A 22,359-nucleotide genomic window follows, 5' to 3' on the forward strand; every position below is an offset into this window, starting at 1 on the left:
GCCGCACTGACGCCGACCGAGCTCGCCGCCGCGACCACCCTGGCCAACCTCGCGACGAGCTACCTCGTCGTCGCCGCCGACCGCGACGCGGCCCGGCACGCCCAGGACGAGCTCGCGCACCGCGCCACCCACGACCCGCTGACGGACCTGCCGACACGGTGGATGTTCTTCGAGCACGTCAGCCACGCCATCGCGGGCCTGGCCCGGCGGCCGGGCCACATCGGCGTGCTGTTCCTCGACCTGGACGGGCTCAAGCAGGTCAACGACACCTTCGGCCACGACGCCGGCGACCGCCTGCTCACGACCGTGGCCGCGCGGGTGCGGGCCGCCCTGCGCCCGACTGACATCCTGGCCCGGCTCGGCGGGGACGAGTTCGTGGTGCTGCTCGAGAACCTCACCACCCCGCAGGGGGCCTGCACGGTCGCGCAGCGGATACTCGACGACCTCAAGCTGCCGTACCGGCCGCAGGGCCGCGCCATGAACACCTCGGTCAGCATCGGCATCGCGACGACGGACGACCCCCACCAGACCGCCGACGCCCTCGTCTCCCAGGCGGACTCCGCGATGTACCGCGCCAAGGACGGCGGCCGGGGGCGGTTCGAGGTCTTCGACCCCGAGACCTTCGCCGCCGAGCGGGCACGGGTCAGCGCCGAGGAGCGCCTGCTCGCCGAGCTCGGCGTCGCGCTGCGCCAGGAACAGCTCGAGCTCCACTACCAGCCGATCGTCGACCTGCTGTCCGGGCCGGACGAGGCCGCCGCCGGCGTCGACGCCGTCGAGGCGCTGGTCCGGTGGCGCCACCCGACGCACGGACTGCTGCCCGCCGGCGCCTTCATCGACGCGGCCGTGCGGGGCGGGCTCATCGCCGACCTCGGTGCCTGGGTGCTGCGCGCCTGCCACCGGGAGGTCCGCTCCGCCGACATTGAGAGGGGACCTTTTTGTCGAAACACCGCCTGTCGAACAACCCTGCCCTGAATGAGCCGACACCGAGTCAGCCGACACCGGATCAACCGACACCGGATCAGCCGACACGAAACCACCGGGTGTCGGGCCGCCGGCGCGCAGGGACCGCGGTGCCGGCGGCCCGGCCACGAGACGCCCACCGGCGCCGGTCCGCGCGCCGAGAAGGCGGCTCCACCTCCGGCGCGCTGTCCGGGCTCAGCCAGAAGGTGGCAATGACGGCTGCCGTATCGGGCCTGGCCCTCACCGCGGCGCTTCCAACGACGGCGGCCGGACCGGCGGCCTCCGCCACGGCTCCGCGCGCCGCCGAGGTACGCGCCGCTGATTCAGCACTCATCGATTTCGCTCCCGCCGCACTGGGCGGCTCCCAGGACTTCGACACCCGCCTCAAGGCGATCGTCGCCGCCTCACGCACTGAGGCGGTGCCGGCTGCGATCAAGGCCTCGCTCAGCGCGCCGCTTGGATCCCTGCGCGAGACCTCGGGGTTCGGCTACCGCGTCAGTCCCATGACCGGGCTTGGCGGAGAGCTCCACTCCGGGCAGGACTTCAGCGCGGCCTGTGGAACCGCCGTGACGGCGGCGGCCCCGGGGACCGTCAGCTTCGCCTCATGGCATGCCTACGGGGGAGGCAACCGCGTCGTCGTCAACCATGGGAATGGTCTCGAAACCACGTACAACCACCTCGCGCTGATCGAGGTCGCTGTGGGCCAGCGGGTGGAGCGCGGGTCCGGGGTGGGGCAGAGCGGCAGCACCGGCGCTTCGACCGGCTGTCACCTCCACTTTGAAGTGATGGTCAGCGGCCGCCCTGTCGACCCGCTGGCGTGGCTCTGATGCGACGCGTGTGCCGCCGTGACCTGAATGTGACAATCGTTGCGAATGTGAGGTACGGTTCTACTCGTGCCAAATCGTTATAGATTCGGCGCCCTCAAGCAAATCGCCTAGCTCTGCCATTGCCTGAGGTCCGTCCGCACAATTCGCATGGCAGAGGCGGGGGAACCAATTTTTGGGTTTCGTTTAGAAATCCTTGGGGTTAAGTCGCTGATTTCAGCGGCCGGGTGACTCCCATCCGAATCCGACAGCTCACCTCGCAGGCATTGGGAGAGGCAATCAAACGTGTCCAATAGCTCTTCTCTGGGTCGCCACCGCGCCGCCCAGGCTCCTGTGAATCCGCTAACGGCTCTCTCAAAGGCCGTCACCTCCAATGCCGGCTCGGTCGGGCGCCAGGCCGCCGCCGTGGTCGCCGCCTCGGGCCTCGTGCTCGCCGCCGGCCTCCCGGCCCACGGCTCCTCCACCGCCGAGCGCGAAGTACAGTCCTCCTCCTCGCTGAGCGTCACTGCTCCGGAAACCGCGGCCGTCAGCGCCGCGGCCACCGCAGCCGTCTCGTTCGAGCGTGAAGCCGTCACCGTGGCCCCCGCGCCCGTTGTCGTCGAAGCGCCGGTCGTCGAAGCGCCGGTCATCGAAGCGCCGGTCGCAGAAGCCCCCGCCGCTGTCCAGGCACCCGTCGTCCGGCCCGCAGTCGTGGCCGCCGCCGCTCCGGCCCCCGCTCCTGTGCAGGTTGCCGCCGTCGCCGCCCCGGCTCCGGCTCCGGCCCCCGCCGCTCCCGCCCCCGCCCCCAAGCCCGAGGTCCCCTCCTCCGGCATCGGCGCCGCACTCGTCGGATCCGCCTACTCCCAGATCGGTGTCGCACAGGACTGCACCGCGATGGTCGAAAAGGCCCTCCGCTCGGTTGGCAAGTCGGTGGGTGACCTCGCCCCCGGCCAGTTCTTCCAGTACGGCGACGTCGTCGGAACCCCCGCGGCCGGCGACCTCGTCATCACCGGCGGCCACGTCGCCATCTACGTCGGTAACGGCCAGGTCATCAGCGGTGGCCTCAACGGCATGAACACCGGTCTTCACTCCCTGTCAGATCTGCCTGGCGCAAGCTTCGTTCGCGTTCGCTAGAACACCCTCACACCACCTCTCTGGAGAATCACCATGTCTTTTCGCGCCCCAATTGCCCGCCACCGCGGCGAAGCGCAGCGTACGGCTACCCTCACCACCTTCGCCAAGGCAGTCAGCGACAACGCTGGCGGCATGGGCCGCCAGGCCGCTGTCGTCGCAGCCGCGTCGGGCCTGGTCCTCACCTCCGGTGTGGCAGCGAATGCCGCCGACCTGCAGCCCGAGCGTGAATCCTTCACCTCGACGCTCGAGGTGACCGCGGCACCGGCACCGGCCGCCGTCGTCGCCGACGTCAACGCGAAGGTTGCGTTCAACCGCACCCCGGTGAAGGCCGTCGCCAAGCCGGTCGTCGTCGAAGCACCCGCACCCGCACCCGCCCCGGTGGCAGCACCGGCTCCCGTGGCCGCCCCGGCCGCGGCTCCTGCCGCCGCCGCCGTCCAGGCGCCGGCACCCGCCGCCAAGGTCGTCACCGCGGCGGTTGCACCCGCCCCGGCTCCTGCTCCCGCGAAGCCCGCCGCCCCGGCAGCTCCCTCGGGCAAGGCAGCGACCATCGCCGCCGCCGCCAAGGCCCAGCTCGGTGTCATGCAGGACTGCACCCGCCTCGCCAGCAACGCCCTCGCCGCAGCGGGCATCAACTTCCACGGCTGGCCGGCCGGGTATCTTTCCCTGGGCCGCACGGTCAGCGCCGCCGAAGCCGTCCCCGGCGACCTGATCTACTACGCCGACGGGGGCATGGGCATGGCCCACATCGCCGTCTACATCGGTGGCGGCCAGGCCGTCCACGGTGGCTTCAACGGCAACACCACGGTCATCGCACCGGCCCAGCTCGGCTCCGGCCCCGTGTTCATCCGCGTCGGCGGCTGATCTCTCCGTTCAAAATGACGGGCCGGCAGGGAAACCTGCCGGCCCGTCGTTCGTTAACAGTGTCCGTCCCGCGGTGCGGCGGCGGGAGCGGGGGTGCACCCTGCGATCCGGGCAAGGACGACGATGTGTTCCCGCCCGGGCGCCGGGCGGCTACCCTAGGCATTGTTAATCCGTAGAACTTATCCCGAACATCCGGGGTGGCAGCCGGCGGCGGGACATAGTCCGCAAAGAGGCATGCGCATGCGCACTCTCGTTTTGAACGCAGGATTCGAGCCACTGGCGGTTGTGACATTCCGCCGCGCCCTGGTGCTGGTGCTGACCGGGAAGGCGAGCGTCATTGCGGAGGACGACGAGCCGGTCGTCGGGCCGACGGAGATCCTCGGGCGGCCGTCAGTGATCCTGCTGAACAGGTACGTGAAGATCCCGTACCGCCACGACCTGGCCGTGACCCGGCGCGGCGTCCTGCGGCGCGACAACCACCTGTGCGCCTACTGCGGGAAGACGGCGACAACCATCGACCACGTGGTGCCCCGCTCGCGGGGCGGCGGGGACACCTGGGAGAACATGGTGGCCTGCTGCCTGCGCTGCAACAACACGAAGGGGGACAAGACCCTGGCCAGTCTCGGGTGGAGCCTCCGCTTCGTCCCCAAGCCGCCCCGCGGACCGCTGTGGCAGCTTAAGGAACTGGAGAAGCCGGCGCCCGCCTGGAGTGAGTTCCTCTCCGAACGGGCCGCGTGAGCGGACCCGTCCCGACGGCGTTCGACGCCGTCATCCTGGCCGGCGGCAGGTCGACCCGCCTGGGCGGAAGGCCGAAGGCCTCGCTGCGCCTCGCCGGGGCGACCCTGCTCGAGATCACCGTTCGGGCAGTCGCCGGCGCAGGCCTCGTCACCGTCGTCGGGCCAAAGCCGGCTGCAGGGGCGGGGCACCCGGCGCCGGGTGCCCCGCCCCTGCGCTTCCTGCGCGAGGACCCGCCGTTCAGCGGGCCCGCCGCGGCCCTGGCTGCCGCGCTGGCGCAGCCGGAGCCCGGACGCTCCACCCCTCCCTGGCTGATGGTGCTCGCCTGCGACATGCCCCGGTCCGGGCAGCTGGTCCCCGCCCTGCTGGCCGCGGCCGCCGAGGCCGGCACGTCGGTGATGGCGTCCGATGAGGGGCGGGACCAGCCGCTGGCCGCGCTGTACCTGCGGAGCGACCTCGAGGGCGCGGTGGCGGCGGCGGCCCAGGCCGGCGGTGTCGAAAATCTGTCGATGAAAGCCCTCCTTGCTAGGGTGAGTGTTCGACCGGTCCCGGTTCCACCGGGCACGACACTCGACGTCGACACGTGGGCCGATGCACGCGCCCTCGGGGTCGACGACGGCTAACCAACCCCGGGAGGGCCCTCATGGACGAGCGCGATCAATTACTTTCTCAGTGGTGTGAGAACCTGCTGGCCGCCTTCGAGCTCGAGGAGTCCCGCGTGGACATCAACGCGGTGCTGGCACTCGCCGGAAAGGCCGCCCACGCCGTGGTCCGGCCGGCGGCACCGCTGACGACTTTCGTCGCCGGCTATGCGGCCGGGCTCGCGGCCGCCAGCGGCCAGGCCTCGGAGGAGGTCGCGATGCGCTCCGCCCTCGCCCTCGCCACCCGGCAGTGCGACGCCGCAGGGGCGGGTTCTTGAGCGCCGAGGCCGGGCGCGACCTCGGCTGGGAGGAGGCCCGGCGGGTGGCCCACGCCGCAGGCAAGGCCATGCCGTACCAGATGGTGCCGCTGGCCGATGCCCTCGGGCAGACCCTCGCCGAGCCGGTCACCGCGCTTCAGGAGATTCCGCACTACGCCTCATCGGCGATGGATGGATGGGCCGTCAGCGGTCCGCCGCCGTGGACCTTCGTCCACCCGCCGGTTGAGGACCCGCGCAGGCTGAACGCACCGCACAGCGACTCGGGCATCATTCCGCTTGAGTCGGGCCAGGCCACCTTCATCCTCACCGGCGGCACCGTGCCCGCGAACACCACCGGGATCCTGCGGACCGAGCACGGGCTGGTGCGCGGGGACACCCTGAACCGCAACGACCTTGCCCGCGCCGACGAACCCGCGCCGGGGGAGCACATCCGCCCCGCGGGCGAGGAGGCAGCCAGCGGCTCGACCGCCATTCCCGCCGGCGTCGTCCTGAACCCGGCGCAGATCGCCCTCGCGGCGGTGTGCGGCCACGACACCCTGGCCGTCCTGAGGGCCCCCCGGGTGTCGCTGCTGATGACCGGGGACGAGGTGATCGAAGCCGGGCTGCCGCAGCCCGGACAGGTGCGCGACACCTTCGGACCGCAGCTGCCGGCGTTCGTGGCGATGCTCGGCGGCCACGTCGATGTCGCCGGCCGGGCCCGCGACGACTTCGACGACGTCGTGCACGCCATCAGTTCCGAGGCCACCGATGCCGCCTCGCTCGCCCGGGCCTCGGGTGACGTCCTGATCACCACCGGCGGCACCGGAGGGTCATCCGCCGACCACATCCGGCGCGCCCTTGCGGCGCTTGAGGCCGAGCTGATCATCGACGGGATTGCCATGCGGCCGGGTCATCCAACCCTGCTGGCCCGGCTGCCCGACGGACGGTTCCTGGTCGGGCTGCCGGGGAACCCGCTCGCGGCGATGATGGCGATGCTCACCGTGGCCGGGCCGCTGATCGCCGGGCTGCGCGGAGCGCCGCTGCCGCCGCTGCGCCAGGTGCTCAGCGGAGCCGACTTCGAGCCCCTGCCCGGCAGGAGCAGGCTGGTGCCGTACCGCAATGAGGACGGGCGGGCCCAGCCCAGCACCCACCAGCGCTCCGGGATGCTCCGCGGACTGGCTCTGGCCCACGGGGTCATGGTGATTCCACCCGCCGGATGCGCCACCGACCAGCCGATGCAGGCCATCGACCTGCCATGGCCCACTCCGCAGTAATGCGGCTACCCTCGAGATAGACCATCTCGAGGAGGCTCCCCATGAACCGGGTCACCCAGCGGCGCCGCATCACGACGTTCCGCTCAACGGCGGATCCCCGCCGGCGCGAGGACGCGCTGGCGGGTGAGGAACCCCTTGAGATCCGGCTGGGCGGGTCGGCCTTCACCGTGACCATGCGCACCCCGGGCGACGACTTCGACCTCGTCTCCGGCTTCCTGGTCTCCGAAGGCGTGGTGTGGGAGCCCGGCCAGCTGCCGAGCCTTCGGTACTGCGCCGGGGTTGACGAGTCGGGCCGGCAGACCTTCAACGTCGTGGAGGCGCAGCTGCGGCCGGGCACGGTGCTTCCCGACACGGCCCTTGAACGCCATGTCTACACCTCGAGTTCCTGTGGAATCTGCGGCACCGCCTCGATCGACGCTGTGCGCAAGTCCTCGCGGTTCGACCTGAGGACCGACACGGCAGGGGTTGACCTCGGGGTGCTGCTCGGGCTGCCGGACCGGCTGAGGGAATCCCAGAAACTGTTCGACCGCACCGGCGGGGTGCACGCCGCCGGGCTGTTCACGGCCGACGGCGAACTGCTGTGCCTGCGTGAGGACGTCGGCCGGCACAACGCGGTCGACAAGGTCGTGGGCTGGGCGCTGCGGGAGGGCAGGCTTCCCCTGACTGGCACCATCCTCCAGGTCTCAGGACGGGCGTCCTTCGAGCTGGTGCAGAAGGCCCAGCTCGCCGGAATCCCCATCCTGGCCGCCGTCAGTGCGCCGTCGTCGCTGGCGGCCGACCTGGCCGACGACGCCGGAATGACGCTGGTGGGCTTCAGCAGGGGCTCCTCGCTCAACTGTTACTCCCACCCCGAGCGGATCCGGGCCGGTTCGGCCGCCGATGCCGGTGCCGCCGGGGCCGGTTCCGCCGCGGATGCCGGTCCGGCAGGCCGTTCGGTGCCGGCCGCCGGGTAGTCCGTGGAACTGGGCGTCTTCAGCTTCGGCGACCTCCACCCCGATCCGGTCACCGGAGAGCGGGTCTCCCCTCAGGCGCGTATGGCGCACCTGCTCGAACGGGCGCGGCTTGCCGATGAGGTGGGCCTTTCCTACTTCGGCATCGGCGAACACCACCGCCCGGACTATGCCGTCTCATCGATCATTCCGGTGCTCTCCGCTGCCGCGGCCCAGACGACCTCGATCCACGTCGGCTCCGCCGTGACCGTCCTGAGCACCGAGGACCCGGTGCGGGTGTACCAGCAGTTCGCAACGCTGGACCTGCTCTCCGGCGGCCGGGCCGAACTGACGGCGGGGCGGGGGTCCTTCATCGAGTCCTACTTCCTGTTCGGTGCCGCGCTCGAGGACTACGACGCGCTCTACGAGGAGAAGATCGGCCTGCTCCTGCAGCTCGACGCGCAGGAGCGCATCACCTGGAGCGGACGGTTCCGGCCCGCGCTCGGGGATGCGCTCGTCCTGCCGCGCCCGCCCTCGGGACGCCTCGACATCTGGATCGCGACCGGTGGAACGATGACCTCGACGGTCCGGGCCGCGCGACTGGGCCGCCCGGTGATGTACGCGATGCTCGGCGGGACGGTCGGAAACTTCGCCGAACACGCCCAGCTGTACCGGGCCACCGCCGCGGAGGCAGGGCACGACCTGGGGAGGCTGCGGGTCGGGGTGAGCAGTGTGGGCCTGGTGCTGCGCGAGGGCGCCCGCGAACTGTTCCGGCCGTACTGGCTCGATACGATGCTCCGGATTTCGGCGGAGCGCGGATTCCCCACCCCGAGCGGCCTGACGTACAACATGCAGGCGGCGCGCGCCGGCGCGGTTTTCGTCGGGACCCCGGAGGAGGTGGCGCAGAAGATCGTGCTCACCCACGGGCAGATGCAGCACGACCGCCACATCTTCCAGTTCGATTTTTCCTCCGTACCGCAGGCGAAGGTCCTCGAGTCGATCGAACTGCTGGGCACCGAGGTGCTGCCGCTGGTGCGGCGGGAGCTGGGAATCGCCTGACGTTCGCCCGCCGGGGGTGGGCGCATCCCGGCGAGTGTGCAGCTAACCACCCTTCGGTGCCGCGAAAGCGTGGTGAGCTGCAGTTTCGGCGGAAAGACAACGACGGCGGCAGGGCGCCGTTCCCCTTAGAACGGGTGGAGCAGGCGCTGGACGAAGCGCCGGGTCCGTTCGTGCTTGGGGTTGCGCAGCACCTGGTCCGGGTGGCCGCGCTCGACGACGACGCCGCCGTCCATGAACACCACCTCGTCGGCGACCTCACGGGCGAAGGCCATCTCGTGGGTGACGATGACCATGGTCCAGTCCTCCTCGGCCAGGTCCTTGATGACCTTGAGCACCTCGCCCACCAGCTCGGGGTCGAGGGCGGAGGTCGGCTCGTCGAAGAGCAGCAGGTCGGGCCGCAGCGCGAGCGCCCGGACGATCCCCACCCGCTGCTGCTGCCCGCCGGAGAGCTCGAAGGGGTACTGGTCCTTCTTCGCGAGGAGCCCGACCCGGTCGAGCAGCTTCTCGGCATCCTGCACCGCCTCGGCCCGGCGGCGCTTCTGCACCTGCACCGGGCCCTCGATGACGTTTTCGAGCACCGTCATGTGCGGAAACAGGTTGTACTGCTGGAACACCATGGCGCTGCGGTCGCGCAGGGCGGACAGCTCCCGGCCGGAGACGGCTCCGCCGAAGTTCACCGACGGGCCGCCGTCGAAGGCGACGGTCCCGCCGTCGGGCACCTCGAGCCCGTTGAGGGAGCGCAGCACCGTTGTCTTGCCCGACCCTGAGGGCCCGACCAGGGCGACGACCTCGCCGCGGCACACCGTCAGGTCGATGGAGCGGAGCACCATGTTGCTGCCGAAGGACTTCTGCAGGCCCGTGGCGCTGAGCAGCACTTCACCGGGTGTCTGCGTGCGGGCCGGAGCGGGATCAGTGGATGACATAGCGGTCCAACCTTTTCTCGAGTGCTCCCTGCCCGGCGGCGAGAACGAAGCAGAACACCCAGTAGATCAATGCGGCCTCAAGGTAGAGCAGCATGAACTCCTGGCTGAAGGCGGCGATCTGCTCGGCCTCGCGGAACAGTTCGGTGACGAGGATCAGCGACGCCAGGGAGGTGTCCTTGACCAGGGAGATGAAGGTGTTCGACAGCGGGGGCACCGATACGCGGGCCGCCTGGGGAAGGATGATCCGCCGCAGGGTGCGCCGGCGCGACATGCCGATGGTGTGCCCGGCCTCCCACTGGCCCTTGGGCACCGACAGGATTGCGGCCCGCAGGATTTCGGCGGCGTACCCGGCGACGTTGAGCGAGAACGCGATCACGGCACTCGGCCACGGCGGGATCACCACCCCGATCGAGGGGAGCCCGTAGAAGACGATGAAGAGCTGCACCAGCAGGGGAGTGCCCCGGACCAGCGAGATATAGACGCGGGCGATCCCCGAGAGCAGGCGCTTGCCGCTGATCCGCATCAGGGCGAGGACCAGGGCCAGTGCCAGGCCAAGCACGAAGGACATCAGCGTCAGCGGGATGGTTCCGGTCAGTCCGCCCCGGAGGATGGGCCAGAACGAACTCCGGAACAGCTCCCAATCCACTTAGTCGTCCTTCCCTCCGCGTATATGCGCGCGGCCGCGTCGAATTGCCCGGCGGTGGGTTCCGGGTGGAGGTTCCGGATCCATCTGCCGGCCCGCCGGACGGCTCAGCCGCCGGCGGGCCGGGTGGGATTACTTGCTGACGTCGGCGCCGAAGTATTTCGTCGAAATCTCGGCAAGGGTACCATCGGCCCGCAGCTCGTCCAGGGCGTCGTTGACGGCCTCGACCAGGTCTTCGCTGCCCTTCTTGAAGGCCACGGCGCTCTCCGAGGTGTCCTCGGTCTCCGCGGCGATCTTGATGGAGTCATCCTTCTCGGTGTTCTGATAGTCGAGGTAGGTCAGCTCGTCGTTGATCGTCGCGTCGACCCGGCCCTGCTGGAGGAGGGAGACCGACTGGGCCCACCCCTCGACGGCCTCGACCTCGGCGCCAGCCTCCTTGGCCATCTCGTACCAGTTGCTCGTGAGCGACTGCGCGGTGGTCTTGCCCTTCAGGTCCTCGAAGGAGGAGATGTCGTTGTTGTCGGCGCTGGTGACGATCACGCCGTTGCTGACGGTGTAGGGATCGGAGAAGTCGTACTTCTCGGTGCGCTCGTCGGTGATCGAGACCTGGTTGGCGATCGCATCGACACGGCCCGCCTCAAGCCCGGCGAAGATCGCATCCCACTGGGTTTCCTCGAACTCGACCTCGACGCCGAGCTTCTCCCCGACGGCAGTGATCACCTCGACGTCGTACCCGGTGAGGTCGCCGTTGCCTTCTTCGTGGAAGCTGAAGGGCTTGTAGGTGCCCTCGGTGCCAACGGTGAGAACGCCGGCTTCCTGGATTTCCTGGAGGGTCGACGGCGCCGCCTCGGTGGCTCCGCCGCCTGCTCCTCCGGAATCGGACGAAGCCGAGCACCCGGTGACGGCAAGGGCCAGCGCTGCGGCGGTGCCGAGGACGGACAGACGGAAGGTCATGATGAGGTCCTTAAATTCTTTGAGGGGGTGTCTGCGGGCGGCGCGGTAAACCGCCTTCTACAATGTGCAACAACATTGAACCCTGTCATTGTTCCGCGGTGGTGGCGACCCAGTGTGACGCCGTATGTCGAACGTTCCCGCAGACCCTTGAAAAACCGTCTCAAATTGTGCCTTGGGCATACTCCGGGAGCCGGGCAGCCCGAGCGCCTAAGCTTGGAGAGGCTGAACGGAAGGCACCTGCATGAGCATGGAAGGCGCGGCGTGGAGTTCCCTCTACCGGATCTCCACCGCCAAGGACCGCACGAACAAATTCTCGAAGGAAACGCTGAAGCGCATCGTCGCGTTCGCGGTGCCCTACCGGGTGAAGCTCACGCTCTTCATCCTGTTGTCGGTGGGCGCCGCGTTCCTCGCCGTCGCAACCCCGGTGCTCGCCGGGCAGGTCGTCGACGTCATTGTCGCCCGCGGCTCGACGCAGACGGTGGTCTGGCTCGCCGTCGTCATCGCCCTGGTCGCGGTGGCGGATGCCGCCGTCAGCCTGGCCACCCGCTGGTACTCGGCGAACATCGGCGAGGGTGTGATCCTCGATCTGCGCACCGCCGTGTTCAACCACGTCCAGAAAATGCCGATCGCCTTCTTCACCCGAACCCGTACCGGTGCCCTGGTAAGCCGCCTCAACAACGACGTCATCGGCGCCCAGCAGGCCTTCAGCGGAACCCTCTCCGGCGTGGTCAGCAACACGGTGGCGCTCGCCCTGACCCTTATCGTGATGCTGAGCACCTCCTGGCTGGTGACGGTCCTCGCGATCGTGATGCTGCCGTTGTTCCTCGTCCCCGCGCGGCGCATGGGCGGAAAACTCGCGGCGCTGCGGCGTGAGGCGGCCGACCACAACTCGGCGATGAGCACCCAGATGACCGAGCGGTTCTCCGCACCCGGCGCCACCCTGGTGAAGCTGTTCGGCCGGCCCGATGCCGAGTCCGAGGAATTCCGCGTCCGCGCCGCCCGTGTCCGCGACATCGGCGTACGCATGGCCATGCTCCAGTTCATCTTCTTCACCGCGCTGATGCTCGTCTCCGCACTTGCCCTGGCGCTCGTCTACGGTCTCGGTGGAACCCTAGCCCTCGGCGGGCAGCTCGAGACCGGCGAGGTGGTGACCCTCGCCCTGCTGCTCACGCGGTTGTACGCGCCGCTGACGTCCCTCGCGAACGCGCGGGTCGAAATCATGAGCGCCCTGGTCAGCTTCGAGCGGGTCTTCGAGATCCTCGACCTGTTGCCCCTGATCCAGGAGAAGCCCGACGCCCGCAAGGTGCCGCCCGGTCCCGTCACCATCGAGTTCGACGACGTCCGCTTCGCCTACCCGTCGGCCGACAAGGTCTCCCTGGCCTCCCTCGAGGAGGTCTCCACCCTCGACACCCGCGGAGGCGAGGAAGTGCTCCACGGCATCTCCTTCACCATCCAGCCCGGCCAGACCGTGGCGCTGGTGGGTACCTCCGGCGCCGGGAAGTCGACCATCGCCCAGCTGCTGGCGCGCCTTTACGACGTCGACAGCGGCGCGGTGCGCCTGGCCGGCGCCGACGTCCGTGACCTCACCTTCGCCTCAATGCGCTCCACCCTCGGCATGGTGACCCAGGACGGGCACCTCTTCCACGAGACCATCCGGTCGAACCTCCTGCTTGCCCGCCCCGAGGCGACCGAGGACGAGATCTGGGACGCCGTCCGCCGCGCCCGCCTGGAGCCGCTGCTGCGTTCGCTCCCCGACCAGCTCGACACCATGGTCGGTGAGCGCGGCTACCGGCTCTCCGGCGGGGAGCGCCAGCGCATGACCATCGCCCGGCTGCTGCTGGCCCAGCCGCGTGTGGTCATCCTCGACGAGGCGACGGCGGCGCTCGACTCCACCTCGGAGGCCGCCGTGCAGGCCGCCCTGACCGAGGCGCTTGAAGGGCGGACCGCCATGGTGATCGCGCACCGGCTCTCGACGATCCGCAGCGCCGACCTGATTCTCGTGGTGGAGGACGGCCGGATCGCAGAACGCGGCACCCACGAGGAACTGCTGGAGCGCGGGGGCCGCTATGCGGAGCTGCACCGGACGCAGTTCGCGGTGCAGAAGAATGCCGCGCCGGACGAGGACCCCGAAGTGCTCAGCGGGGCGCCTGCCACGCCGTAACCTCCGGCGGAGGCAGCGCGCCCAGCGCGGGGACGACGAACTCGGTCAGCAGCGGGGCGAGGTCGGTCCGGCTCCCGGCCGCCGCCAGGTCGAGCCACCCGATCTCCTCGATCTCCGCGGCAGGGACCGGGGTGCCCTCCAGCGGGCCGAGAAACACGGCGGCGTCGATGAAGGTGTCCGGCTCATTGGCGGCGGGTCCGTACCAGCGGCCGAGCAGCCGAAGCCGGGCGGCCGGCACGGCCAAGCCAAGTTCCTCCTCAAGCTCGCGCACCGCGGCGGCTGCCGCGCTCTCCCCGGGCTCGAGCTTGCCACCGGGCTGCATGAACAGAGCGGTGCCGCGCTTGCGCACGAGCAGGAGGCGCCCGGCGTCGTCGAGCAGGCACAGGGCGGCAATGGAGAGTACGTGGGTCATGGCCGCCTCGGGAATTGGGGCAGGGCTGCCTCATTCATCAAAGTGCCCCTGGCCGGAATCGAACCGACGACCTTCCCTTTAGGAGAGGGACGCTCTATCCTACTGAGCTACAGAGGCGTGTCGGGGCGGAGTGGATCCACCCCCGTCAAGCGCTCCCAGCTTACCTGTTTCCGCTCGTGTGTTGAAAAGCTCCCGACCGAACTGCAGGGGTGTTGGGCGGCGCGCAGATCTTACAGGGAGATTCCGCCGACGTCGAGATGCGACGAGATCGCGCGCTGATCCTCTTGCCAATTTTGTTTTTTTGTACTTTATTTCGCCGTAACACGCAGTATGTGATTGCAGTCACGCCGGTTTCGGGGTTGATTTGAGGGATGAAAATTTCCCAGGCGCTACCCCATGCTGTGGCCGAGGACGTGGGATGGCTCGCCGCCATTGACAACGCCATCAATGCGGCCTTCGAGCCGATCGCCACCGGCTTCTCGGCGGTCGTCTTCTACCCGATCACCATCGGGGAGGTCAGCTTCCCCGCCGTGGTGGCCTGGCTCATCGCAGCCGGTGTCATCTTCACCATCTACTTCGGCTTCATCCAGTTCCGGGGGCTGAAGGTTGCCACCGAGGTGATCCGGGGCAGGTACTCGGCCAAGGACGACCCCGGAGAGGTTCCGCACTTCCAGGCGCTGACCTCCGCCCTGTCGGGAACCGTCGGGCTGGGCAACATCGCCGGCGTCGGCGCCGCGATGGCCCTCGGCGGACCCGGTGCGACCTTCTGGATGATCCTCGCCGGACTGCTCGGCATGGCCAGCAAGTTCGCCGAGTGCACCCTCGGCGTGAAGTACCGCGAAGTCCACGAGGACGGCACGGTCAGCGGCGGTCCGTTCAAATACCTCCCCATCGCCTTCAGCAAGCTCGGCAGGGTCCCTGCGAAAATCCTGACCGGGATCTTCGCCGTCGCCATCCTCATCTTCGGCATCGCCGGCGGCAACATGTTCCAGGCCAACCAGACCTTCGCCCAGGTGCAGAACGTCACCGGCGGTGAGGACGGATTCTTCGGCAGCGCCGGTTCTGCCCTGATCTTCGGTGTCATCCTGGCTGTCCTGGTCGCCGCCGTCATCCTCGGCGGGATCAAGTCGATCGGCGCGACCACCAGCAAGCTCGTCCCCGCCATGGGATTCGTCTACGTGGCGTCCTGCCTGCTGGTGATCATCGTGAACATCGGCCAGGTCCCCGCCGCCTTCGGCGCGATCATCTCGGGCGCCTTCGCGCCCTCCGGCATTGCCGGCGGCATCGTGGGCGTCATGATCGTCGGATTCCAGCGTGCCGCCTTCTCCAATGAGGCAGGGCTCGGGTCCGCAGCGATCGCCCACTCCGCGGTGAAGACCCGCCGCCCCGTCAGCGAAGGCTTTGTCGCCCTCTTCGAACCGCTCGTCGACACGGTCATCATCTGCACCATGACGGCACTCGCCATCATCATCGCCGGCGCACCGAGCCTCCAGGCCGGTATCGACCAGGTCCAGGCCGGCGACGGCCCGCCCGACGGCGTGACGCTCACCTCCGATGCGTTCGAGACAGTGCTCCCGTGGTTCCCGATCGTCCTGGCCATCGCCGTGGCGCTCTTCGCCTACTCGACGCTCATCACCTGGTCCTACTACGGGCTGAAGGCCTGGGAGTTCCTCTTCGGCCGCGGCAAGGTCTCGGAGATCCTCTACAAGGTCATCTTCCTGTTCTTCACCGTGGCCGGCTGCGTGCTGACCTTCAGCCAGGTCATCAGCTTCGCCGACGCCGCGCTGTTCGTCTGCGCCTTCGTGAACCTGCTGGGCGTGTACCTGCTGCTGCCGGTCATCAAGCGGGAGATGAAGGACTACCTCGCCGACCGCAAGAGCGGCAAGCTCGCGATGCTCGGCATTGAACCCGAGGACCTGCGAAGCCCCCGCTAGCACTTCCACCCGGTCCTGCGGCCGGAATACATTCCCCAACCCGAAGCGCCCGCCGGAGGAGATCCGCCGGCGGGCGCTTCCCTGTCCGCTTCCTGTCCGCCAACAGCATGCCGGGGCACTGCGTGTCAGCCCCACCGCCTAGACTGGATGGCACCATGGATATGCTTTTCGACCCGTACCCCGCGCCCAAGAACCCAGGTTCGAAACCGCTCCGGGGCGGGCAGGTCTCCGCGCCGTCCGATCCGGCACTGGCACATAGCCCCGTCTCCGCACGCCCCAGCGAGGAGCGCGCCCGCGAACTCCTCGAGGGGCTGAACCCGCAGCAGGAGGAAGCGGTCCGCCACAGCGGGTCCCCGCTGCTCATCGTCGCCGGCGCCGGCTCGGGCAAGACCCGCGTGCTCAGCCACCGCATCGCCCACCTGCTGGCCACCGGGCGGGCGCGGCCGGGGGAGATCCTCGCCATCACCTTCACCAATAAGGCGGCGGCCGAGATGCGCGAGCGCATCGAGGCACTGATCGGGGACGTTGCCCAGCGCATGTGGATCTCCACCTTCCACTCCTCCTGCGTGCGCATCCTGCGCCGGGAGGCCGCGAGCGTCGGACTCAACTCCAACTTCTCCATCTACGACTCGGCCGACACCCTGAGGCTGATCACCCTCACCGCGAAGGGCCTCGACCTGGACCCGAAGCGGTTCGCGCCCAAGGCCATCCAGCACAAGATTTCCGCCCTGAAGAACGAGCTGATCGACGAGGAGGCCTACGCCGACGCTGCCGATCCCTCCGATCCGTTCGAGACCGCCGTCGCCGAGGTCTATAAGGGCTACGCCCAGCGCATGCGCTCGGCCAACGCCATGGACTTCGACGACCTGATCGCCCAGACGGTCTACATGTTCCGCGCCTTCCCCGGAGTGGCCGACTACTACCGCCGCCGGTTCCGCCATGTCCTCGTCGACGAATACCAGGACACCAACCACGCCCAGTACGCCCTGGTCCGGGAAATTGTCGGGGTGCCGGGGGAGACCACCGACGATCCCGCCGAGCTGACCGTCGTCGGCGACTCCGACCAGTCGATCTACGCCTTCCGCGGCGCCGACGTCCGGAACATCGTCGAGTTTGAAAACGACTACAAGGACGCCCGCACCATCCTGCTCGAGCAGAACTACCGCTCGACGCAGACCATCCTGAGCGCGGCCAACGCCGTGATCTCCCGCAACCCCAACCGGCCCGAGAAGCGGCTGTGGACGGCCGAGGGCAACGGCGAAAAAATCGTCGGCTATGTGGGGGAGAACGAACACGAGGAAGCCCGGTTCATCGCCGACGAGATCGACCGGCTCCAGGACGAGGAAAACCTGCGCCCCGGAGACGTTGCAGTGTTCTACCGCACCAACGCGCAGTCGCGCTCCATCGAGGAAATCCTGCTGCGGGTCGGCCTGCCCTACAAGGTGGTGGGCGGCACCCGCTTCTACGAGCGCAAGGAGATCAAGGACGCCCTGGCCTACCTGCGGGTCCTGGTGAACCAGGACGACGTCGTCAACCTGCGCCGGATCCTCAACGAGCCCAAGCGGGGCATCGGGGACCGTGCCGAGTACGCGGTCGCCGCGCTCAGCGAGCGGCACCGCATCAGCTTCATGGAGGCGCTGCGGCGGGCCAACGACGCGCCGGGGATGGCCACCCGGTCGGTGAATGCCGTGGCTGGCTTCGTCAAGCTCATCGACGACCTCGCCGAGGTCGCGGAGGGCTCGGGCGCCGCGGCGGCGCTCGAGGCGGTCCTCGAGCAGACCGGGTACCTCGAACAGCTGCGCACCAGCAACGACCCCCAGGACGAATCCCGCGTCGAGAACCTCGCCGAGCTCGTCGCCGTCGTGCGCGAATACGAGCGCGACAATCCTGAGGGAACCCTCGGGGACTTCCTCGAACAGGTCTCCCTCGTCGCCGACGCGGACTCGATCCCCGACGCGCCGGAGGGCTCCGCCGAGGAGGTCGAGCAGGCCGTCGCGGAGGCGCGGCGCCAGGGCGTCGTGACCCTGATGACCCTTCACACGGCGAAGGGCCTCGAGTTCCCGGTGGTCTTCCTCACCGGCATGGAACAGGGAATCTTCCCCCACCAGCGGTCGGCGACCGATCCGAAGGAACTCGCCGAGGAGCGCCGGCTCGCCTATGTCGGTCTCACCCGTGCCCGCCGCCGGCTCTACCTGACCCGCTCCGAGGTCCGCAGCATGTGGGGACAGAGCCAGTACAACCCGGCCAGCCAGTTCGTCTCCGAGGTCCCCGACGAGCTCATCGAGTGGAAGCGCGAAGGGGCGTCCCTGCCGGCCTGGAATGCCAGCCCGACGAGCGGCCCGCGCTTCAGCGGATCGTACTGGGGATCAGGTGCGTCCGGCGCCGGAGCGGCAACGGCCTCCCCGGCCAAGGCCATCGGGCGGGTCCAGCCCCAGAAGGAGGTTCTCTCCGTGGCACCCGGGGACAAGGTGAACCACACGACCTTCGGCAACGGGACCGTGGTGGCGGTCGAAGGAGCCGGGGATAAGACGGTGGCGAAGGTGCGCTTCGGCGAGGGCGAAAAGCGCCTCCTGCTGCGTTATGCGCCGCTTACAAAGGCCGGATAAATTCCGGTTTTCGCCTAACTTAATTCCAATTCTTTCTACAACTCATAGAAGTGTGGCCTTCCTCACGAAACGGGTAGTCTGGAAAAGGCCCCCAGTGCCAAGGGACTAAAGTTCCCTGTGTAAACCTACTTCGACGTAGAAGGACACTAGCCCGTGGACCTGTTTGAATATCAGGCGCGCGATCTCTTTGAGGCACACGGAGTTCCCGTGCTCGCCGGCATCGTGGCGCACACCCCTGAAGAAGCCAAAGCAGCAGCTGAAAAAATCGGCGGAGTTGTCGTCGTCAAAGCTCAGGTCAAGGTTGGTGGCCGCGGTAAGGCCGGCGGCGTGAAGGTGGCCAAGACCCCCGACGAAGCCCACCGCTATGCCTCGGACATCTTGGGGATGGACATCAAGGGTCACACGGTCAACACCGTCATGATCGCCCAGGGCGCCGACATCGCCGAGGAGTACTACTTCTCGGTGCTGCTCGACCGGTCCAACCGCAACTACCTCGCCATGTGCTCCGTCGAGGGCGGCATGGACATCGAACAGCTCGCCGTCGAGCGCCCCGAGGCGCTGGCCCGCGTTGCCGTCGACCCGGGCGTCGGCATCGACTCCGCCAAGGCCCAGGAGATCGTCGAGACGGCAGGGTTCGCACCGGAACTGCACGAGGGCGTCACCGCGGTGATCCTGAAGCTGTGGGACGTGTTCGTCAAGGAAGACGCAACCCTGGTCGAGGTGAACCCCCTGGTGAAGACCGGCAGCGGCGACATCCTCGCCCTCGACGGCAAGGTCACCATCGACGAAAACGCAGACTTCCGCCACGCCGACCACGCGGCGCTCGAGGACAAGGAATCGGCCGACCCGCTCGAGGCGAAGGCCAAGGCCAACGACCTCAACTACGTCAAGCTCGACGGTGAAGTCGGCATCATCGGCAACGGCGCCGGCCTCGTGATGTCGACCCTCGACGTCGTCGCCTACGCAGGCGAATCCCACGGCAACGTGCGCCCGGCGAACTTCCTGGACATCGGCGGCGGAGCCTCCGCCGAGGTCATGGCCGCCGGCCTCGACGTCATCCTCAACGACACCCAGGTTCGGAGCGTGTTCGTCAACGTCTTCGGCGGCATCACCGCCTGCGACGAGGTCGCCAACGGCATCGTGAAGGCCCTTGAGATCCTCGGCGACGAAGCCAACAAGCCCCTCGTGGTCCGGCTGGACGGCAACAAGGTGGAGGAGGGCCGCGCCATCCTGCGCGGAGCCAACCACCCCCTGATCACCCTGTCCGACACCATGGACGAAGGCGCCGACAAGGCCGCCGAGCTGGCTTACGGAAAGTAAAGGCAACCCACCATGTCTATCTACCTCAATAAAGACTCAAAGGTGATCGTCCAGGGCATCACCGGCGGCGAAGGCACCAAGCACACCGCGCTCATGCTCGCTGCCGGCACGCAGGTCGTCGGGGGCGTCAACGCCCGCAAGGCCGGCACCACCGTGACCCACGGCGACGTCACCCTGCCCGTCTACGGCACCGTGAAGGAAGCCGTCGCCGAGACCGGAGCGGACGTCTCCATCGTGTTCGTGCCGCCGGCCTTCACCAAGGACGCCGTCGTCGAAGCGATCGAGGCCGGCCTCGGCCTGGTCGTCGTCATCACCGAAGGCGTCCCCGTGCAGGACACCGCCGAGTTCTGGGCCCTCGCCCAGTCCAAGGTCGACGCCGACGGCAAGCAGGTCACCCGCATCATCGGCCCGAACTGCCCCGGCATCATCACCCCGGGGGAGTCCCTGGTGGGCATCACCCCCGCGAACATCACCGGCAAGGGCGGCGTCGGCCTCGTCTCGAAGTCGGGCACCCTGACCTACCAGATGATGTTCGAGCTGCGTGACCTCGGCTTCTCCACGGCCATCGGCATCGGCGGCGACCCCATCGTCGGTACCACCCACATCGACGCCCTCGAGGCGTTCGAGGCCGACCCGGAGACCAAGGCGATCGTCATGATCGGCGAAATCGGCGGCGACGCAGAAGAGCGTGCGGCCGAGTACATCAAGGCCCACGTGACCAAGCCGGTCGTCGGCTACGTCGCAGGCTTCACCGCCCCGGAGGGCAAGACCATGGGCCACGCCGGCGCCATCGTCTCGGGCTCCGCCGGAACCGCCCAGGCGAAGAAGGAGGCCCTCGAGGCCGCCGGCGTCAAGGTGGGCAAGAGCCCGTCCGAGACCGCCCGCCTGCTGCGCGAGGTCTACGCGACGCTCTAACGGCGCCGAAGCAACACGTCGAAAGCTACCCCAAGGAAGCCCCGGCCCGCCCCACGGCGGACCGGGGCTTCTTTTTGCCCGCAGGTATGCTCTCCGCCTGCGGATGGCCGGTGCACCCGGCACACGCGGTAGGTGGGGGGAGCGGCCTCGGGCACAATGGGGCTATGACAACGACGCCGACGACGACGCCAAAGCATTCCCGCTACCTCATCACCCGCAGCCGCCTGATCAAGGCGCCGGCCGCGCGCATCTTCGAGGTGCTCGCCACCCCGGCCCTTCACAGCGTGATCGACGGCTCCGGCACCGTCCGCGGGGAACAGCCCGGCGGCCCGGCCCGGCTCTCGGCGGGCGCCCGCTTCGGGATGAACATGAAGCTCGGGCCCCGCTACCGGATCCTGAACCGGGTCGTCGAGTTCGAGGAGGGGCACCGGATCGCCTGGCGCCACTTCTCCCGCCACGTGTGGCGTTACGTCCTCGAACCCCGCGGGGAGTCGACCCTCGTCACCGAGCAGTGGGACGCCCGACCGGTGCCGTGGAAGCTGGTCCTGCTGCTCGCGGGATTCCCGCGCCGGCACCCGGCGAGCATCGAGAAGACGCTGGTCCGCCTTGAGGAGTACGTGACTGGGCAGCCCTGACCGGACGGAGGCTCCCCGGGGCCTCCGGTTCGGCGCTACATGGCTGTCGTGCCGAAGAGCATTCCCAGCAGGTAGGTGGCCGCCGCGGCGCCGAGCCCGATGGCGAGCTGGCGCAGCGCGAGCTTCAGCGGGGAGGCACCCGACAGCAGCCCCACTACGGCGCCGGTGGCCAGCAGTGCCAGCCCGACGAGAACGCACGCCGTGACGATAGCGGCCAGGCCCGTGAGGCCCACCAGGTAGGGCAGCACCGGAATCACCGCTCCGGAAGCGAAGAAGCAGAAGCTCGACGCCGCGGCGCCCAGCCCGGTGCCGACCTGCTCGTGGGCGTCCTCCGGAGTGTCGTTCTCGGGCTGCAGGGAGAAGCTCGGGTCGCAGTCACAGGCCGCGAGTCCCATCCGTTCCTCGGCTCGGTGCGTGGCGGCCTCCGGCGTCATTCCCCGCGCCCGGTACACGAGCACGAGCTCGTTCGCCGCGATGTCGAGTTCCTTGGAGGCCGTCAGCGTGACCTGCGTAGGACGGGTCGCGGACAACAGCTCCCGCTGGGAACGGACCGAAACATACTCTCCGGCGCCCATCGAGAGGGCGCCGGCCAGCAGGCCGAAAAGGCCGCTGACAAGGATGAACCCGGTGGAGACACCCGTCGCCCCGATGCCCATAATGAGTGCCAGGTTGCTGACGAGGCCGTCGTTCGCTCCGAAGACCGCGGCCCGGAAGTTCCCCGAGAGGCGGTTCCGGCCGCGGGTCGCCAGCGCGCGGACCACCTCCTCGTGGATCTGCTCGTCGGCTGCCATCGCGCTGGTCGCGGTGGGATCGGCCGCATAGGGGGAGCGCCCTTCGGCCCGCTGGGCCAGGGCGAGGACAAACACCGAGCCGAACCGCCGTGCCAGCAGCCCCAGCAGCCGGTTGCGCACCGAAGGGCGGACCGGGCGTCCCGCCTCGTCGCCGAGCAGCCTCAGCCAGTGCGCTTCGTGGCGGCCCTCGGCGTCGGCAAGGGCGAGCAGGATGTCGCGTTCCTCGCCGCTTCGGCGCCGGGCGAGGTCCCGGTAGGTGGCCGCCTCGGCGCGCTCGTCGGCAAGGTACTGGCGCCAGCGCTTGAGGTCACGGGGATCGTGCCTGGATTGGGCGGCTTTCACTGAATGCTCCTCTAAACCTGCTGCAGTGATCGCCGGGTACGTGGAGCTCCGGCCTGCAACACGTGGACGT

Annotated in this window: 21 protein-coding genes, 1 tRNA gene and 1 riboswitch; of the genes, 16 read left to right on the forward strand and 6 right to left on the reverse strand. The window is 68.9% G+C overall.

Features of this window, described 5'->3' with window-relative positions:
- The 10 genes from QZX79_RS11885 to QZX79_RS11930 all read left to right on the forward strand — a co-directional run.
- A partial coding sequence (locus QZX79_RS11885; protein WP_294568485.1) for a bifunctional diguanylate cyclase/phosphodiesterase occupies positions 1-972 on the forward strand: 972 nt, incomplete at its 5' end.
- A gap of 200 nt (positions 973-1,172) precedes the next feature.
- Positions 1,173-1,787 (forward strand): M23 family metallopeptidase, encoded by a 615-nt coding sequence (locus QZX79_RS11890; protein ID WP_294568486.1) that lies wholly within the window; start codon positions 1,173-1,175, stop codon positions 1,785-1,787.
- A gap of 94 nt (positions 1,788-1,881) precedes the next feature.
- Positions 1,882-2,064: riboswitch (cyclic di-AMP (ydaO/yuaA leader) on the forward strand.
- Between the two features lie 53 nt (positions 2,065-2,117).
- Positions 2,118-2,897, forward strand: a complete 780-nt coding sequence (locus QZX79_RS11895; protein ID WP_294568487.1) for an NlpC/P60 family protein — start codon at positions 2,118-2,120, stop codon at positions 2,895-2,897.
- A 33-nt stretch (positions 2,898-2,930) separates the two neighbouring features.
- Positions 2,931-3,758 carry an NlpC/P60 family protein gene (locus tag QZX79_RS11900; RefSeq protein WP_294568488.1) on the forward strand — a complete coding sequence of 276 codons (828 nt, stop codon included), beginning with the start codon at positions 2,931-2,933 and terminating at the stop codon, positions 3,756-3,758.
- A gap of 240 nt (positions 3,759-3,998) precedes the next feature.
- Entirely contained in the window at positions 3,999-4,496 is a 498-nt protein-coding gene (locus tag QZX79_RS11905; protein ID WP_294568489.1) for an HNH endonuclease, read from the forward strand.
- Complete coding sequence (locus QZX79_RS11910) at positions 4,493-5,116, forward strand: molybdenum cofactor guanylyltransferase (RefSeq protein WP_294568490.1); 624 nt, start codon at positions 4,493-4,495, stop codon at positions 5,114-5,116. The genes QZX79_RS11905 and QZX79_RS11910 overlap by 4 nt, the downstream gene beginning before the upstream one ends.
- 20 nt (positions 5,117-5,136) lie before the next feature.
- Positions 5,137-5,412: a DUF6457 domain-containing protein gene (locus QZX79_RS11915; RefSeq protein ID WP_233091900.1), complete on the forward strand. Its 276-nt coding sequence runs from the start codon at positions 5,137-5,139 to the stop codon at positions 5,410-5,412.
- Positions 5,409-6,665, forward strand: a complete 1,257-nt coding sequence (locus QZX79_RS11920; protein ID WP_294568491.1) for a molybdopterin molybdotransferase MoeA — start codon at positions 5,409-5,411, stop codon at positions 6,663-6,665. The genes QZX79_RS11915 and QZX79_RS11920 overlap by 4 nt, the downstream gene beginning before the upstream one ends.
- A gap of 41 nt (positions 6,666-6,706) precedes the next feature.
- Entirely contained in the window at positions 6,707-7,618 is a 912-nt protein-coding gene (fdhD, locus tag QZX79_RS11925; protein ID WP_294568492.1) for a formate dehydrogenase accessory sulfurtransferase FdhD, read from the forward strand.
- A gap of 3 nt (positions 7,619-7,621) precedes the next feature.
- On the forward strand, positions 7,622-8,653 hold the full coding sequence (locus QZX79_RS11930) for an LLM class flavin-dependent oxidoreductase (RefSeq protein ID WP_294568493.1): 1,032 nt from the start codon (positions 7,622-7,624) through the stop codon (positions 8,651-8,653).
- Positions 8,654-8,778: 125 nt separating this feature from the next.
- Here the strand turns inward: QZX79_RS11930 and QZX79_RS11935 are convergent, their stop codons facing one another.
- The 3 genes from QZX79_RS11935 to QZX79_RS11945 form a co-directional block, all read right to left on the reverse strand.
- Complete coding sequence (locus tag QZX79_RS11935) at positions 8,779-9,576, reverse strand: amino acid ABC transporter ATP-binding protein (RefSeq protein WP_294568494.1); 798 nt, start codon at positions 9,574-9,576, stop codon at positions 8,779-8,781.
- Positions 9,563-10,222, reverse strand: coding sequence for an amino acid ABC transporter permease (locus tag QZX79_RS11940; protein ID WP_294568495.1), 660 nt, complete (start codon positions 10,220-10,222; stop codon positions 9,563-9,565). The genes QZX79_RS11935 and QZX79_RS11940 overlap by 14 nt, the downstream gene beginning before the upstream one ends.
- Before the next feature lie 129 nt (positions 10,223-10,351).
- Positions 10,352-11,176: an amino acid ABC transporter substrate-binding protein gene (locus QZX79_RS11945; RefSeq protein ID WP_294568515.1), complete on the reverse strand. Its 825-nt coding sequence runs from the start codon at positions 11,174-11,176 to the stop codon at positions 10,352-10,354.
- A 238-nt stretch (positions 11,177-11,414) separates the two neighbouring features.
- Between QZX79_RS11945 and QZX79_RS11950 the strand changes: the two genes are divergently transcribed.
- Positions 11,415-13,334, forward strand: a complete 1,920-nt coding sequence (locus tag QZX79_RS11950) for an ABC transporter ATP-binding protein (protein ID WP_294568496.1) — start codon at positions 11,415-11,417, stop codon at positions 13,332-13,334.
- Here the strand turns inward: QZX79_RS11950 and QZX79_RS11955 are convergent.
- Positions 13,309-13,746, reverse strand: coding sequence for an NUDIX domain-containing protein (locus QZX79_RS11955; protein ID WP_294568497.1), 438 nt, complete (start codon positions 13,744-13,746; stop codon positions 13,309-13,311). The genes QZX79_RS11950 and QZX79_RS11955 overlap by 26 nt on opposite strands.
- A gap of 43 nt (positions 13,747-13,789) precedes the next feature.
- Positions 13,790-13,863, reverse strand: a tRNA-Arg gene (locus QZX79_RS11960).
- A gap of 254 nt (positions 13,864-14,117) precedes the next feature.
- Between QZX79_RS11960 and QZX79_RS11965 the strand changes: the two genes are divergently transcribed.
- From QZX79_RS11965 to QZX79_RS11985, 5 genes are all read left to right on the forward strand, one after another.
- The gene (locus tag QZX79_RS11965) at positions 14,118-15,680 is read left to right on the forward strand and encodes a sodium:alanine symporter family protein (RefSeq protein ID WP_294568498.1); all 1,563 of its coding nucleotides are present in this window, start codon (positions 14,118-14,120) and stop codon (positions 15,678-15,680) included.
- A gap of 155 nt (positions 15,681-15,835) precedes the next feature.
- Positions 15,836-18,286, forward strand: a complete 2,451-nt coding sequence (pcrA, locus tag QZX79_RS11970) for a DNA helicase PcrA (protein ID WP_294568499.1) — start codon at positions 15,836-15,838, stop codon at positions 18,284-18,286.
- Positions 18,287-18,439: 153 nt separating this feature from the next.
- A complete protein-coding gene (sucC, locus tag QZX79_RS11975) occupies positions 18,440-19,606 on the forward strand; it encodes an ADP-forming succinate--CoA ligase subunit beta (protein WP_294568500.1) in 1,167 nt (388 codons plus the stop codon).
- A 12-nt stretch (positions 19,607-19,618) separates the two neighbouring features.
- On the forward strand, positions 19,619-20,521 hold the full coding sequence (sucD, locus tag QZX79_RS11980) for a succinate--CoA ligase subunit alpha (protein ID WP_294568501.1): 903 nt from the start codon (positions 19,619-19,621) through the stop codon (positions 20,519-20,521).
- Positions 20,522-20,685: 164 nt separating this feature from the next.
- Positions 20,686-21,156: an SRPBCC family protein gene (locus QZX79_RS11985; protein ID WP_294568502.1), complete on the forward strand. Its 471-nt coding sequence runs from the start codon at positions 20,686-20,688 to the stop codon at positions 21,154-21,156.
- A 35-nt stretch (positions 21,157-21,191) separates the two neighbouring features.
- On the opposite strand, the gene QZX79_RS11990 is transcribed toward QZX79_RS11985, so the two are convergent.
- Complete coding sequence (locus QZX79_RS11990) at positions 21,192-22,289, reverse strand: VIT1/CCC1 family protein (RefSeq protein WP_294568503.1); 1,098 nt, start codon at positions 22,287-22,289, stop codon at positions 21,192-21,194.
- Positions 22,290-22,359 lie beyond the last annotated feature (70 nt).

Origin of the sequence: uncultured Arthrobacter sp., from assembly GCF_902805515.1 — a bacterium.
GTDB lineage: Bacteria > Actinomycetota > Actinomycetes > Actinomycetales > Micrococcaceae > Arthrobacter_D.